11 protein-coding genes are annotated in these 15,365 nt (G+C 67.3%); 9 read left to right on the top strand and 2 right to left on the bottom strand.

From position 1 onward, the window contains the following. Positions 1-221 precede the first annotated feature (221 nt). The 4 genes from gltB to ABQE44_RS10505 all read left to right on the top strand — a co-directional run bounded on the left by gltB (position 222) and on the right by ABQE44_RS10505 (position 7,958). Positions 222-4,853 (top strand): glutamate synthase large subunit, encoded by a 4,632-nt coding sequence (gltB, locus tag ABQE44_RS10520; protein WP_448429597.1) that lies wholly within the window; start codon positions 222-224, stop codon positions 4,851-4,853. After that, complete coding sequence (locus tag ABQE44_RS10515) at positions 4,846-6,312, top strand: glutamate synthase subunit beta (RefSeq protein WP_448429595.1); 1,467 nt, start codon at positions 4,846-4,848, stop codon at positions 6,310-6,312. Before gltB ends, ABQE44_RS10515 begins: the two co-directional genes overlap by 8 nt. Positions 6,313-6,435: 123 nt before the next feature. Further along, positions 6,436-7,272, top strand: coding sequence for a polysaccharide deacetylase family protein (locus tag ABQE44_RS10510; RefSeq protein WP_448395134.1), 837 nt, complete (start codon positions 6,436-6,438; stop codon positions 7,270-7,272). A gap of 23 nt (positions 7,273-7,295) precedes the next feature. Continuing rightward, positions 7,296-7,958 carry an O-methyltransferase gene (locus ABQE44_RS10505; RefSeq protein ID WP_448429593.1) on the top strand — a complete coding sequence of 221 codons (663 nt, stop codon included), beginning with the start codon at positions 7,296-7,298 and terminating at the stop codon, positions 7,956-7,958. A gap of 18 nt (positions 7,959-7,976) precedes the next feature. On the opposite strand, the gene ilvD is transcribed toward ABQE44_RS10505, so the two are convergent. Continuing rightward, positions 7,977-9,701 (bottom strand): dihydroxy-acid dehydratase, encoded by a 1,725-nt coding sequence (gene ilvD, locus ABQE44_RS10500; protein ID WP_448395132.1) that lies wholly within the window; start codon positions 9,699-9,701, stop codon positions 7,977-7,979. Between the two features lie 77 nt (positions 9,702-9,778). Here ilvD and ABQE44_RS10495 point away from each other — a divergent pair, with 77 nt between their 5' ends. The 3 genes from ABQE44_RS10495 (at position 9,779) to ABQE44_RS10485 (ending at position 11,897) form a co-directional block, all read left to right on the top strand. Beyond that, entirely contained in the window at positions 9,779-10,399 is a 621-nt protein-coding gene (locus tag ABQE44_RS10495) for a DUF305 domain-containing protein (protein WP_448395131.1), read from the top strand. Then, a complete protein-coding gene (gene ricR, locus ABQE44_RS10490) occupies positions 10,392-10,700 on the top strand; it encodes a copper-sensing transcriptional repressor RicR (RefSeq protein WP_448395130.1) in 309 nt (102 codons plus the stop codon). The genes ABQE44_RS10495 and ricR overlap by 8 nt, the downstream gene beginning before the upstream one ends. Before the next feature lie 162 nt (positions 10,701-10,862). Beyond that, positions 10,863-11,897: a L,D-transpeptidase gene (locus ABQE44_RS10485; protein WP_448395129.1), complete on the top strand. Its 1,035-nt coding sequence runs from the start codon at positions 10,863-10,865 to the stop codon at positions 11,895-11,897. A 76-nt stretch (positions 11,898-11,973) separates the two neighbouring features. Here ABQE44_RS10485 and ABQE44_RS10480 read toward each other — a convergent pair whose 3' ends face one another. After that, positions 11,974-13,977, bottom strand: coding sequence for a M13 family metallopeptidase (locus ABQE44_RS10480; RefSeq protein ID WP_448395128.1), 2,004 nt, complete (start codon positions 13,975-13,977; stop codon positions 11,974-11,976). A 59-nt stretch (positions 13,978-14,036) separates the two neighbouring features. On the opposite strand from ABQE44_RS10480, the gene ABQE44_RS10475 reads away from it, so the two are divergent. Continuing rightward, positions 14,037-14,639 carry an Rv1363c family protein gene (locus ABQE44_RS10475; RefSeq protein ID WP_448395127.1) on the top strand — a complete coding sequence of 201 codons (603 nt, stop codon included), beginning with the start codon at positions 14,037-14,039 and terminating at the stop codon, positions 14,637-14,639. Continuing rightward, positions 14,636-15,325 (top strand): hypothetical protein, encoded by a 690-nt coding sequence (locus ABQE44_RS10470; RefSeq protein ID WP_448395126.1) that lies wholly within the window; start codon positions 14,636-14,638, stop codon positions 15,323-15,325. The genes ABQE44_RS10475 and ABQE44_RS10470 overlap by 4 nt, the downstream gene beginning before the upstream one ends. The last annotated feature ends 40 nt before the right edge of the window (positions 15,326-15,365 follow it).

Below are 15,365 nucleotides of genomic sequence, written 5' to 3'. Positions count from 1 at the left end.
TGTGGGGAATTGACCGGCCCAACGGGGCGCCACCACTTAGTTAGGCTCGACTAAGTTGGCATGTCAGGCATGGTTTGTCATATCGTTTTTCACTTAGGCGAGTTGGGTTCGAGCAGTCGTTCGATGTCGCACGGAGGCGCCCCTCGCAGGCCGGCCGCAACGCCGCTGTACGGCCGCCGTTGAAAACAGCTCAAGGCGTGCGGATAAAAGGGTAGGTGGGAATGACGCCCAGGATTCAAGGGCTCTACAACCCCGCGTTCGAGCACGATGCGTGTGGTGTGGCCATGGTGGCCGATATGCACGGTCGGCGCAGTCGCGACATCGTCGACAAAGCGATCACCGCGTTGCTGAACCTGGAGCACCGCGGCGCCCAGGGCGCTGAACCGCACACCGGTGACGGGGCAGGCATCCTGCTGCAGGTGCCCGACGAGTTCCTGCGGGCAGTGGTCGATTTCGAACTGCCGGAGTACGGCAGCTACGCGACCGGGATCGCGTTCCTTCCGCAGTCGTCCAAGGATGCCGCGGTGGCTTCTGAAGCCGTCGAGAAGATCGCCGAGGCCGAAGGGCTTCAGGTGCTGGGGTGGCGGGAGGTGCCCACCGACGAATCGTCGCTGGGCGCGCTGGCCCGTGACGCGATGCCGACCTTCCGGCAGCTGTTCATCGGCCTGGGCGAGCGAAGCAACGGGAAGGGGCAGGGCGCGTCGGGGATGGACCTGGAGCGTCGTGCGTACGTGGTGCGCAAGCGCGCCGAGCACGAGCTGGGCACCAGGGGACCTGGTCAAGACGGTCCCGGCCGCGAAACCGTGTACTTCCCAAGCCTTTCCGGTCAGACCTTCGTCTACAAGGGGATGCTGACCACACCGCAGCTCAAGGCGTTCTACCTCGACCTGCAAGACGAACGGCTCACCAGTGCGCTGGGCATCGTGCACTCGCGGTTCTCCACCAACACGTTCCCGTCGTGGCCGCTGGCGCACCCGTTCCGACGCATCGCCCACAACGGTGAGATCAACACCGTCACCGGCAACGAGAACTGGATGCGGGCCCGCGAGGCGCTGATCCGCACCGACCTGTTCGGCGACGCCGCCGACCTGGAAAAGATCACGCCGGTCTGCACCCCGGGGGCATCCGACACCGCGCGGTTCGACGAGGTCCTCGAGCTGTTGCACCTCGGCGGTCGCAGCCTGCCGCACGCGGTGCTGATGATGATCCCCGAGGCGTGGGAGCGCCACGAACAAATGGACGCGCGTCGCAGGGCCTTTTATGAGTTCCACGACTCGCTGATGGAGCCGTGGGACGGCCCGGCCTCGGTGTGCTTCACCGACGGCACCGTGATCGGCGCCGTGCTGGACCGCAACGGCCTGCGACCGTCGCGGATCTGGGTGACCGCCGACGGCCTCGTCGTGATGGCGTCCGAAGCCGGTGTGCTCAACCTCGACCCGTCCACGGTGGTGCGCAAGATGCGGCTGCAGCCGGGCCGTATGTTCCTGGTCGACACCGCGCAGGGCCGCATCGTCGACGACGAGGAGATCAAGGCCGAACTGGCCGCCGAGCACCCCTATCAGGAGTGGCTGGACGCTGGGCTGTTCCGTCTCGACGAGCTGCCGCAGGGCGACTACGTCCGCATGCCGCACCACCGGGTGGTGTTGCGCCAGCAGGCTTTCGGCTACACCTACGAAGAGCTCAACCTGCTGGTCGCGCCGATGGCCCGCACCGGTGCCGAGCCGATTGGTTCGATGGGCACCGATACGCCCATCGCGGTGCTGTCGCAGCGGCCCCGAATGTTGTTCGACTACTTCCAGCAGATGTTCGCTCAGGTGACCAACCCGCCGCTGGACGCGATCCGCGAAGAGGTGGTGACCAGCCTGCAGGGCGCCATGGGGCCGGAGGGCGACCTGCTCAACCCGGGCCCTGAGTCGTGCCGCCAGATCGTGCTGGCGCAGCCGATCATTCGCAACCACGAACTCGCCAAGCTGATCAACCTCGACCCCGAGCAGGAGATCGACGGTCGCCGCCACGGCCTGTCGACCGCAGTGGTGCGCTGTCTGTACCCGGTGAACCGGGGCGGCCAAGGTCTCAAGGAAGCCCTCGACAACGTCCGCGCGAAGGTGTCGGCGGCCATCCGGGAGGGCGCCCGCATCATCGTGCTGTCCGACCGCGAGTCCAACGAGCAGATGGCGCCGATCCCGTCGCTGCTGTCGGTGGCCGCTGTACACCACCACTTGGTGCGCGACCGGACCCGCACCCAGGTCGGCCTGGTCGTGGAGGCCGGTGACGCGCGCGAGGTGCACCACATGGCCACGCTCTGCGGTTTTGGTGCGGCCGCCATCAACCCGTACATGGCGTTCGAGTCGATCGAGGACATGGTCGATCGCGGGGTGATCACCGGCGTCGACACCGATACCGCCAAGGCCAACTACGTCAAGGCCGCAGGCAAAGGCGTGCTCAAAGTGATGTCCAAGATGGGCATCTCCACGTTGGCGTCCTACACCGGCGCGCAGCTGTTCCAGGCCATCGGCATCAGCCAGCAGGTGCTCGACGAGTACTTCACCGGGCTGACCTGTCCGACCGGGGGCATCGGCCTCGACGACATTGCCGACGACGTGGCCGCCCGGCACCGGTTGGCCTACCTCGACCAGCCCACCGAGTGGGCGCATCGTGAACTCGAGGTCGGCGGCGAATACCAGTGGCGCCGCGAGGGCGAGTACCACCTGTTCAACCCCGACACGGTGTTCAAGCTGCAGCACTCAACCCGCACCGGCCAGTACTCGATCTTCAAGGAGTACACCAAGCTGGTCGATGACCAGAGCGAGCGGATGGCCTCGCTGCGCGGGCTATTCACGTTCAAAGACTCCAAAGATGCAGGGCGCCAGCCGGTCCCGCTCGAGGAGGTGGAGCCGGCCAGCGAGATCGTCAAGCGGTTCTCGACCGGCGCGATGAGCTACGGTTCGATCTCCGCGGAGGCCCACGAGACCCTCGCGATCGCGATGAACCGCCTCGGCGGCCGGTCGAATTCCGGTGAGGGCGGTGAGCACGTCAGCCGGTTCGACCCCGAGGAGAACGGCGACTGGCGGCGCAGCGCCATCAAGCAGGTGGCCTCCGGTCGGTTCGGCGTCACCAGCCACTACCTGACCAACTGCACCGACATCCAGATCAAGATGGCCCAGGGAGCGAAACCCGGTGAGGGCGGCCAGCTTCCGGGCAACAAGGTGTATCCGTGGGTGGCCGAGGTGCGCCACTCCACACCCGGGGTGGGGCTAATCTCGCCGCCGCCGCACCACGACATCTACTCCATCGAGGATCTGGCGCAGCTGATCCACGACCTCAAGAACGCCAACCCGCAGGCCCGCGTACACGTCAAGCTGGTCAGCGAAACCGGGGTGGGCACGGTGGCCGCCGGAGTCTCGAAGGCGCACGCCGACGTGGTGCTGATCTCCGGGCATGACGGCGGCACCGGTGCGACGCCGCTGACGTCGATGAAGCACGCGGGTGCGCCGTGGGAGCTCGGCCTGGCCGAGACCCAGCAGACGTTGCTGCTCAACGGACTTCGTGACCGCATCGTGGTACAGGTCGACGGGCAGCTCAAGACCGGACGCGATGTCGTGGTCGCCGCGCTGCTCGGCGCCGAGGAGTTCGGCTTCGCCACCGCGCCGTTGGTGGTGTCGGGCTGCATCATGATGCGGGTGTGCCACCTCGACACCTGCCCGGTGGGGGTGGCGACGCAGAACCCGATACTGCGGCAACGCTTCACCGGCAAGCCCGAGTTCGTCGAGAACTTTTTCATGTTCATCGCCGAAGAGGTGCGCGAGCTGATGGCGCAGCTGGGGTTCCGCACGCTCAACGAGATGGTCGGCCAGGTCGACGCGCTGGACACCACCCGCGCCGCCGAACACTGGAAGGCCAACAAGCTGGACCTGGCGCCGGTGCTGCATCAGCCCGAATCTGCGTTCATGAACCAGGACCTGTACTGCAGCTCACGGCAGGACCACGGGCTGGACAAGGCGCTCGACCAGCAGCTGATCGTGATGTGCCGGGAAGCGCTGGATTCGGCGACGCCGGTGCGCTTCTCGACGACGATCGCCAACGTCAACCGCACGGTCGGCACCATGCTGGGCCACGAAGTCACCAAAGCCTATGGCGGGCAGGGACTTGCCGACGGCACCATCGACATCACGTTCGACGGGTCGGCGGGCAACAGCTTCGGCGCTTTTGTGCCGCAGGGCATCACGCTGCGGGTGTACGGCGACGCCAACGACTATGTCGGCAAGGGCCTGTCCGGCGGTCGCATCGTGGTGCGGCCATCTGATGACGCGCCGGCCGACTATGTCGCCGAGGACAACATCATCGCCGGCAACGTGATCCTGTTCGGCGCCACCAGCGGTCAGGCGTTCCTGCGCGGCCAGGTGGGGGAGCGGTTCGCGGTGCGCAACTCCGGCGCGCACGCGGTCGTCGAAGGTGTCGGCGACCACGGCTGCGAGTACATGACCGGCGGACGCATCGCCATCCTCGGCCCGACCGGCCGCAACTTCGCGGCGGGGATGTCCGGTGGCATCGCCTACGTCTATGACCCCGACAACCGGCTGCCGCAGAATCTCAACGCCGAGATGGTGGAACTCGAGGACCTCGACGACGAGGATCTGGCGTGGCTGCAGGACATGATCACCGCCCATGTGGATGCCACCGATTCCGCTATCGGGCAACGCATCCTCGATGACTGGAGCACCAACGTGAAGCACTTCACCAAGGTGATGCCCCGTGACTACCGGCGGGTGCTGGAAGCCATCGCCGACGCCGAACGGACCGGCGCTGACGAGAACGGAATTGCCGAAGCGATCATGGCGGCCGCCGGTGCCTGATCCCCGCGGCTTCCTCAAGCACACCCACCGCCAGACCCCGCCGCGGCGGCCGGTCCCGCTGCGCCTGCAGGACTGGAAAGAGGTCTACGAAGACTTCTCTCACGACACACTGCGGGAGCAGGCTGCCCGCTGCATGGACTGCGGTATCCCGTTCTGCCACAACGGCTGTCCGCTGGGCAACCTGATCCCGGAGTGGAACGACCTGGTCCGCACGGACCGCTGGTACGACGCGATCGAGCGGCTGCACGCCACCAACAACTTCCCGGAGTTCACCGGACGGCTGTGCCCGGCGCCGTGTGAGGGCTCGTGTGTGCTCGGCATCAACCAGGATCCGGTCACCATCAAGCAGGTCGAGGTCGAGATCATCGACAAGGCCTTCGAGGAGGGTTGGGTGGTGCCGCTGCCGCCCGCCGTGCGCACCGGCAAGACCGTCGCCGTCGTCGGCTCGGGCCCGGCCGGGCTGGCCGCCGCCCAGCAGCTCACCCGCGCCGGCCACACCGTGACGGTGTTCGAGCGCGACGACCGCATCGGCGGCCTGCTGCGCTACGGCATCCCGGAATTCAAGATGGAAAAGCGCCACATCGACCGTCGTCTCGAACAGATGACCGCCGAAGGGACCCAGTTCCGCGCCGGTGTGAACGTCGGCGTAGACCTCACGGCGCAGCAACTGCGTAAGGACTTCGACGCGGTGGTGCTCGCTGGCGGCGCGACGGCATGGCGCGATCTGCCGATTCCGGGCCGCGACCTCGACGGCATCCACCAAGCCATGGAATACCTGCCGTGGGCCAACCGGGTGCAGCACGGCGACCCCGTGACGGGTCCGGACGGGGAACCACCGATCACCGCGAAGGGCAAGAAGGTCGTCATCATCGGCGGCGGCGACACCGGCGCCGACTGCCTGGGCACCGCGCACCGCCAAGGCGCGGTCAGCGTGCACCAGTTCGAGATCATGCCGCGCCCGCCGGACACCCGCGCCGACTCGACGCCCTGGCCGGTCTACCCACTGATGTTCCGGGTCTCCTCGGCACACGAGGAAGGCGGCGAACGGATGTACTCGGTCAACACCGAGGAGTTCGTGGGCCGCGACGGCCGCGTCACCGGGTTGCGCGGCCACGAGGTGCGCAACGAGGACGGCAGATTCGTCAAGGTCGACGGCACGGAGTTCGAGCTGGAGGCCGACCTGGTGTTACTGGCCATGGGTTTCGTCGGGCCGCAGCGGGAGGGCCTGCTCAGCGACCTCAGTGTGGAGCTCACCGACCGCGGAAACGTCGCGCGCGACGCAAACTTTGCCACCTCGGTGCCCGGGGTGTTCGTGGCCGGCGACATGGGCCGCGGCCAGTCCCTGATCGTGTGGGCCATCGCCGAGGGCCGCGCCGCCGCGGCCGGCGTCGACCGCTACCTGATGGGGCAGAGCGCGCTACCGGAGCCGATCAAGCCGACCACCGTCCCGCAGCGCTAGTCCTTTCTGCCGCGAGCTTTGTAGCGCCGAGCTGGGCCCACACGCACGCCGAGCAGACGCCGAAGGTGGCGACACGCCGCGTAATCAGACGTTTCTGCGTCTCCTCGCGGGACAGTAGGGACGATGGCCGCCCGCTACCGCATACCCCGCGCCGGAACCGAGCTCGACCGGCGCCACTTCATCGCGGCCCTGACCGTTGCCAGCCTCGGCGTGATCGGGCTCAGCCGATGCTCGGCGGCCGGGCAGACGCAGGTGGTCGGCGCCGCCGCCGAGGCAGCCACGCCCACGGCGGCCGCACCCGCGGGGTTGCTGCCGCCACCGCCGCCGTCGGCGCGGATCCCGCTGCTGCCGGGGGTACTCAGCAACCTTCCCGGAAACGGCGACCTGCTCGCGCTCACCCTCGACGACGGGGTCAGCAGCGACGTGGTGCGGGCCTACACCCAGCTGGCGAGGGACACCGGGATGCGGCTGACGTACTTCGTCAACGGCGTCTACCGGTCGTGGACCGAGCATGCCGAACTGCTGCGGCCGCTGGTCGACGACGGCCAGATCCAGCTGGCCAACCACACCTGGACGCATCCGAACCTGACCAAGCTGGCGTTGACCGACGTCGCAGAAGAATTCCGGCACAACCACGACTTCCTGTGGAAGACATACGGTGTCGACGCCCGCCCGTACTTCCGGCCACCGTATGGCGCCCACAATCCGCACGTCGACAAGGTGGCAGGCGATCTGGGGTACACCGTCGACACGCTGTGGTCGGGGACGCTGGAAGACCACGTGTGGATACCGGCGGTCGAAGTCGTGAAGATGGCCGAGCGATACTTCCAGCCGCAGACCATCGTGATCGGACACCTCAACCACGAACCCGTCACGCAGGTGTACGCGCAGCTGGTGGACATCATCCGCGCGCGCAAGCTGCGCACCGTCACCCTCAACGACGTATTCCTCGCTCGGTAACCCCATGGGCTAACGTGACGTCGATGGCGGACCCGGATCCCAAAGCGCTCGACGAACTGTTCACCCGGGTGTTGGACACCGAAGACGGCGCGTTGACGGCGGCACGCGAATCAGCCGCGGCCGCGGGCATGCCTGCGATCGAGGTATCGGCCCAGCACGGCAAGCTGCTGTACCTGCTCGCGACCGCGACGCGGGCCACCCGCGCTCTGGAGATCGGCACCCTGGCCGGCTACAGCACCATCAACCTAGCGCGCGGCGTCGGCTCCGGGGGTCGCGTCGTCACGCTCGAGTACGAGCCCGAGCACGCCGACGTCGCGCGGGAAAACCTGGCCCGTGCGGGGGTGGCCGATCGTGTCGAGATCGTCGTCGGTGCCGCGCTAGACACGCTGCCCACCCTGGCCGACCGCGACGAGAAGTTCGACATGGTTTTCATCGACGCCGACAAGGAGAACAACGTCGCCTACGTCGAATGGGCGATCAAGCTCAGCAATGCCGGCGCAATTCTCGTGGTGGACAACATCGCCCGGTTTGGCCGGGTGCTGGACCCGGCGCCCGACGATCAGCAGGCCAAAGCCGTGGGCGACATGCTGGACGTGATGGGCAGCCATCCGCGGCTGGACACCGCGGCCATCCAGACCGTCGGGACCAAGGGCTGGGACGGCTTTGCCATCGCGGTGGTCAAGTAGGCGGCCCCTGACCCACGGTCAGCCGCAGACCGCCCCCGTCGCGGCCGTGCCGACCAGCTTGATGTACTTGGCCAACACACCGCTGGTGTAGCGCGGCGGCAGCGGCTCGAAACCGGCCTTGCGCGAATCGAATTCGTCCGGATCGACCAGCACGTCCAGCGTGCCCTTACCGACGTCGAGCCGGATGCGGTCACCGTCGCGCAGGAACGCGATGGGGCCACCGTCCACAGCCTCGGGGGCGATGTGGCCCACGCACAGCCCAGTCGTGCCGCCGGAGAACCGGCCATCGGTCATCAGCAGCACGTCCTTGCCGAGGCCGGCACCCTTGATCGCGCCGGTGATCGCGAGCATCTCGCGCATACCCGGTCCGCCCTTGGGGCCCTCGTAGCGGATGACGACCACATCGCCGGGGACGATGGTGCCGTCCTCGAGCGCATCGAGCGCCGCGCGTTCACGCTCGAAAACCCTTGCGGTGCCTTCGAACACGTCGGAGTCGAACCCCGCCGACTTGACCACCGCACCCTCCGGTGCCAGCGAGCCGTGCAGGATCGTGATGCCGCCGGTCGGATGGATCGGATCGTTCATCGCGCGCAACACCTTGCCGTCTGGGTCCGGCGGTTCGATGTGGGCGAGGTTTTCGGCCATGGTCTGGCCGGTGACTGTGAGGCAATCCCCGTGCAGCAGACCGGCATCCAGTAGCGCCTTCATCACCACGGGCACTCCGCCGATTTCGTCGACGTGCTTCATCACGTGCCGGCCGAAGGGCTTCACATCGGCGAGGTGTGGCACCTGCTGCCCGACGCGGGTGAAATCGTCAAGTGACAGCTTGACGTTGGCCTCGTTGGCGATGGCCAACAGGTGCAGGACCGCGTTGGTCGACCCGCCGAACGCCATCACCACCGCGATCGCATTCTCGAAGGCTTCCTTGGTGAGGATGTCGCGTGCGGTGATGCCGCGACGCAGCATCTCCACGACCGCTTCGCCGGATCTGCGTGCGAACTCGTCGCGGCGCTGGTCGATGGCCACGGGGGAGGCGCTGCCCGGCAACGACATGCCCAGCGCTTCGGCGGCCGAGGCCATCGTGTTGGCGGTGTACATGCCGCCGCAGGCGCCCTCGCCGGGGCAGATCGCTCGCTCGATGATGTCGACGTCCTCGCGCGGCATCAGTCCACGCGCACAGGCGCCGACGGCCTCGAACGCGTCGATGATCGTCACTTCCTTTTCGGAACCGTCGGTCAGCTTGGCGACACCCGGCATGATCGAGCCGTTGTAGAAGAAGACGCTGGCCAGGTCGAGCCGTGCGGCCGCCATGAGCATGCCCGGGATCGACTTGTCACAGCCGGCCAACAGCACCGAGCCGTCGAGGCGTTCGGCCTGCATGACCGTCTCGACGCTGTCGGCGATCACCTCGCGGCTCACCAGCGAGAAATGCATGCCTTCGTGACCCATGGAGATGCCGTCGGACACCGAGATCGTGCCGAACTCCAGCGGGAAGCCGCCAGCGGCATGTACGCCGCCCTTGACCGCCTGCGCCAACCGCTGCAGCGACATGTTGCACGGGGTGATCTCGTTCCACGACGAACCGACGCCGATCTGGGGTTTGCCCCAGTCGTCGTCGCCCATGCCTACCGCGCGCAGCATCCCGCGAGCAGCGGCTTTCTCGAGGCCGTCGGTGACGTCGCGGCTTCTGGGCTTAATATCGGGCTCTGCCCGACGGGGCTCGATGTCAGGACCTGAGGGCATGACGCTAAGTATGCCTCCGGTGGGCATCCCGCCAAAACCGTTTTATACCCCGAGGGGGTATCGGGTACCCTGGCCGCATGACGTCTTTCGCTACCCGGATTCTCGCGGTGCTCGCCGCACTTGCCACCGCGCTGTTCCTGACCTCGTGCACCCAGTCTGAGTCCGCCGACGGGCACACTGACCACGAGCATCCTGACACTCCGGCGATCAGCGGCGAGCCGGCCGGTTACAACGCCGAGGATGTGGCGTTCGCCACCAACATGATCCCGCACCACGAGCAGGCCATCGAGCTGTCGGCAATGGTGCCCGATCGGTCATCGAACCCCGAGTTGATCGCGCTGGCCGAGCAGATCTCGGCCGCGCAGGAACCCGAGATCAGGGCGCTTCGGGTGTTCTTGGTGCAGTGGAACGAGAACCCCGACACCGCCACCGGTGAGGGGCACGCAGATCACGCCGAGATGCAGGGCATGGTCGACGAGGCCACGATGGAACGGCTGCGATCGCTGCGCGGCGAGGAGTTCGACACCCTGTGGCTGGAATCGATGATCAGCCACCACGAGGGCGCGGTCAAGATGGCGCAGGCCGAGATCGCCAACGGTGCGAACGTCGACGCCAAACGCATGGCCCAGACCATGATCGACACCCAACAGGCCGAGATCACCCAGATGCAGCAGATGTTGAGAGGACCCAATGGCTGAGCAGACCACCACAGTCGCTGCGCACGGCTATTCGGCGCAGAAAGACAACTACGCCAAGCGGTTGCGACGCATCGAGGGGCAGGTGCGCGGCATCGCCAAGATGATCGACGAAGACAAGTACTGCATCGACGTGCTCACCCAGATCAGCGCGGTCAACAACGCGCTGCAATCGGTGGCGTTGGGCCTGCTCGACGAGCATCTGGGGCATTGCGTCGCCCAGGCGGTCGCGGAGGGCGGCGAGCAGGGCGACGCCAAGCTCGCCGAGGCCTCGGCAGCGATCGCGCGGTTGGTGCGGTCCTGAACGCGGGACGCCGTAACGTTTCGCGCTCGCAGCAGCGATAAGCCTGCAGGTCAGCGCGTTCTATCCGGCCATTTGCGCTGGTCCAGCCGCCGCCCGGCGGCGTGGGATGAAGTCCCGAGCTATGCCACACTGGTTGGAAGTTCTGCGACTTGGAGGTTACGTATGCCGCAGCCGATGAGATATCGACTGCTCACCGCGATGTGCGCAGCCGGCTTGGTCGGCGCGATGGTGCTGAGCACCCCGTCCGCGCTGGCCCAGCCCGGCGTTCCGCCGCCGCCCCCGGCGCCTGTCGATCCGGCTGCCGCGGCCGCGCCGGTCCCACCGCCGCCCCCGCCCCCGGGTCCGGTCGTCCTTCCACCGGCCCCGCCGCCGGCGCCGAACGCCGCGCCTGCACCCAACCCGTTCATGCCGGCGAATCCGTTCGCGGCGCCGCAGCAGATTCCGCCCGGCACTCCGGCAGGACAGAACCCGCTGCCCTACACCGGTGAGCCGGTGTTCTCCCCGCCGAGCTTCAACCCGGTCAACGGCTCCATCGTCGGGGCCGCCAAGCCGATCTACATCAACTTCCAGCGCCCGATCGCCGACCGCAAGATGGCCGAGGACGCCATCCACATCTCGTCGGTTCCGCCGGTGCCCGGCAGGTTCTATTGGACCAGCGACACCCAGGTGCGCTGGCGGCCCCAGGACTTCTGGCCGGCAGGCACCGTGGTGAACATCGACGCGGGCGGCACCAAGTCCAGCTTCAGCGTCCCCGAGCAGTTGGTCGCCACCATCGACAACGACACCAAGCAGATGGAGATCATGCGCGACGGCGAGTTGGTCAAGACCTTCCCGGTGTCGATGGGTAAGTCGGGCTACGAAACCAAGAACGGCACGTACTACGTGCTGGAGAAGTTCAAGGACATCGTGATGGACTCCTCGACCTACGGGGTGCCCGTCGACGACCCCGAGGGTTACAAGCTCAAGGTCAAGGACGCCGTCCGGATCGACAACCAGGGCATCTTCGTGCACAGCGCGCCGTGGTCGGTTGGCGCCCAGGGCAACAGCAACGTCAGCCACGGGTGTATCAACCTCAGCCCGGAAGACGCCAAGTGGTTCTACGACAACTTCGGCAGCGGCGACCCGGTTGTCATCAAGAACACCAACGGTGGGTGGTACGACCAGCCCGACGGCGCATCCGACTGGCAGATGTTCTAACTGCCGAGCAGACGCAAAAACCCCTATTTTCCACGGGAAATGGGGGTTTTTGCGTCTGCTCGCGCGGCGTGGGAACCTAGCTCCAGATCCGCACCCGGTGCTCGGGTTCCAGGTACAGGTCGTCGTCCTCGCTGACGTCGAACGCCTCGTAGAACGCGTCCATATTGCGGATGACGCCGTTGCACCGGAACTCCGGTGGTGAGTGCGGGTCGATCGCCAGGCGCCGGATCGCCTCGGCGTCACGGGATTTCGTCCGCCACACCTGCGCCCAGCCGAAGAACACGCGTTGCTCACCGGTGAGCCCGTCGAGCACCGGTGCCTCTTTGCCCTGCAACGACAGCCGGTAGGCCAGCAGCGCGATCGACAGCCCGCCGAGATCGCCGATGTTCTCGCCGACGGTAAAGGCCCCGTTCACATGCGGAACAGGGGAGTGGCCGTTGCTTAGTTGGCGCGGTACATACTGCTCGTACTGCTCGATCAACTTCTTTGTCCTGGCGCCGAACTCGGTGCGGTCCGCATCGGTCCACCAGTCCACCAGGTTGCCGTCGCCGTCGTACTTGGCGCCCTGATCGTCGAACCCGTGCCCGATCTCGTGGCCGATCACCGCGCCGATACCGCCGTAGTTGGCGGCGTCGTCGGCGTCGGCGTCGAAGAACGGCGGCTGCAGAATCGCTGCGGGAAAGACGATCTCGTTCATGCCGGGGTTGTAGTAGGCGTTGACCGTCTGCGGCGTCATGAACCACTCGTCGCGGTCGACCGGGCCGCCCAGCTTGGCCAGCTCACGCTCGTACTCGACGGCGTAGCCCCTGCGGTAGTTGCCGTAGAGGTCGTCGCGGTCGATCACCAGCGCCGAATAGTCGCGCCACTTGGCCGGATAACCGATTTTGGGCGTGAACTTGTCGAGTTTGGCCAGCGCCTTCTGCCGCGTCTGCGGCGTCATCCACTCCAATGAGTTGATGCTGACGCGGTAGGCCTCGCGCAGGTTGGCCACCAGCTCATCCATGCGCTCCTTGGCGTGCGGCGGGAAATGCCGCTCGACGTAGAGCTTTCCGACCGCGTCACCCATCAGGCTCTCCACCACCGACACGGCCCGCTTCCACCGGTCACGGATCTGCTCGGTGCCCGACAACCTGCGTCCGTAGAACGCGAAATCCTCGGCCACCAGCTCGTCGGTCAGCAGGAACGCGCGGGCGTGGATGACCCGCCAGCGCAGCCACGCCTTCCAGTCCTCGATGTTTTCGGCTGACCACGCGTTCGCGAACGCCGTGAGGTAATCAGGCTGGCGCACAACAACTTCCGCCGGGCCCGGGCCGGGTGCGAAAATCTGTGTGCCCAGTGCGGTCACCCAGCCGGTCCAGTCGAAGCCGGGCGCCTCTTGGACCAGGTCTGCGAAGGTGCGCAGGTTGTAGGCCAGATCGGCGTCGCGGCGTTTGACCACGTCCCAGTGCGCGGCGGCCAGCTTGGTCTCCAGCGCGACGATGCGTTGCGCGGTCTCGGTGTGCTCGCCCGCACCGTAAACCAGCGTGAACATCGCGGCGATGTGCCGCGGGTAGGCCGCCAGGATGTCGGCGTGCTGCTCCTCGCGGTAGTACGACTCGTCGGGCAGCCCCAACCCGGACTGGTTGAAGTGCAACAGGTACCGGGTGGAGTCCTTGGCGTCGGTGTTGACGTAGACGCCCGCGCCGCCGCCGACACCGGTGCGCTGCAGCGCACCCAGCACGGCCGCCAGCTCGGCCGGCGTCGTCGCCGCGTCGATGGGCGCGAGTTCTTCATGCAGCGGAGCCACCCCGCGTGCGGCGACGGCCGCCTCGTCCATGAAGCTGGCGTACAGGTCGCCGATGCGCTGCTCGTCGGTGCCCGGCGCGGCGCCTGCGGCCGCCGCCTCGGTGATCAGGTCGCGCACATGTTCTTCGGCCCGGTCGTAGAGCGAGCGGAACGCGCCGTCGGTGGCACGGTCGGCCGGCATCTCGTACTCGGCCAGCCAGCGGCCGTTGACGTGGCCGAAGAGGTCGTCTTGCGGGCGGGCGTCGAGATCGACATGGCTCAGGTCGATGCCTGATCGGATCGTTTCCACAGTCACCACACCAGGGTGCCAGATCCCGATCAGCCCCCGCGGCCTCGGCGGGTAGCCTCACGCCCATGCCCGACGACGCCGCCGCACCGCCGGACCCCGATGACCAGGACGGTCCCGTCTTCACCAGCTACGGCATCGCCTCGACGGTGATCGGCGTCATCGCGGTGGTCGCCGTCGCGCTGGCCGCGCTGATCTGGACCCAGCACCGCGAGGACGTCGAGGAGTTGCAGTACCGCACCCGCGCCATGGCGGCAGCCGCCGACTGGACGGCCACGCTGATCAACATGGACTCCGGCACCGTCGAAGCCAGCATGACCAAGCTGCACGAAGGCACGGTCGGGCAGCTCCACGCCGACTTCGACGCGGCCATCAAGCCCTTCCGCGAGCTGGTCCAGACGCTGCAGTCAAACACCCGCGGTCAGGTCGACTCCGTCGCCGTCGAGTCGATTCACCGGCCAGGAGCCGGCGCCACCACCGCGCCGCCCCCGCCGCCGCAGCCCGAGCTCACCGAGTTCGCGGCGCGCACCGACACGGTGATGGTGGTGGCGACGTCGGTCAGCGAGAACGCCGGCGACGACGAGCCCCGCACGGTGCGCTGGACGCTGCGCCTGGACGTCTCCGACGTGGACGGCGACCTGCTGATCTCGCGGTTGGAACCGATCCGATGAGAAATGCGTGGCGGGTAGCGGCATTCGACGTGGTCCCTCCGCTGGCGGCGGTCGCGGCGCTGGTGTACATCGGTGTCGCGCTGGGCTGGCCGCTGTGGTGGGTGGCGACCTGCTCGGTGCTGTGCGTGCTGATCGTGGAGGCCGTCATCGTCAACGTGGTGTTGGCGCGCCGCGACGGGGTGACCATGGGCACCGACGACGACGGGCCCGGCCTGCGGTTGGCCGCGGTGGCCGTGGCCACCGCGGCGGTGGTGGCCGGGGTGGCGGTCGGATACTTCCGCTGGACGGTGCCTGACCGCACTCTGCACGCCGACACCGACGCGGTGGTCGGCATCGCCACCAGCATCGCCGAAGCCTCCGCGACGTTCACCCCGCAGAACCCGACCGCCTCGATCGACCGCGCCGCGGCCATGATGTCGGACGCCAGCGCCGAGGCACTCAAGAACCAATTTGCCACCGTCGCAGAACAATTGACCAGCAGAGGTGTCTCCGCACAGGCCAGCACCATCTCCGCGGGCGTCGAGGCGATCGGCCCGAACGCGGCCAGCGTCGCGGTGATCCTGCGCGGCACGCAGAACGCACCGGACAAGCCGCCGGAGAACGCGATCCTGGCGCTGCGGATCCAGCTGACCAAACACGACGGCCGCTGGCTGGTCGACGACCTGAGCCCGATCCACTCCCGCTAAAACCAGCGATTTCGGTGCGCAAGCCAGCGCTCAGCGCGCC

It is taken from the genome of Mycolicibacterium sp. XJ2546, assembly GCF_053483195.1.
The sequence above is the reverse complement of the archived record's forward strand: the minus strand, read 5'-3'. Positions and strand labels throughout refer to the sequence as shown.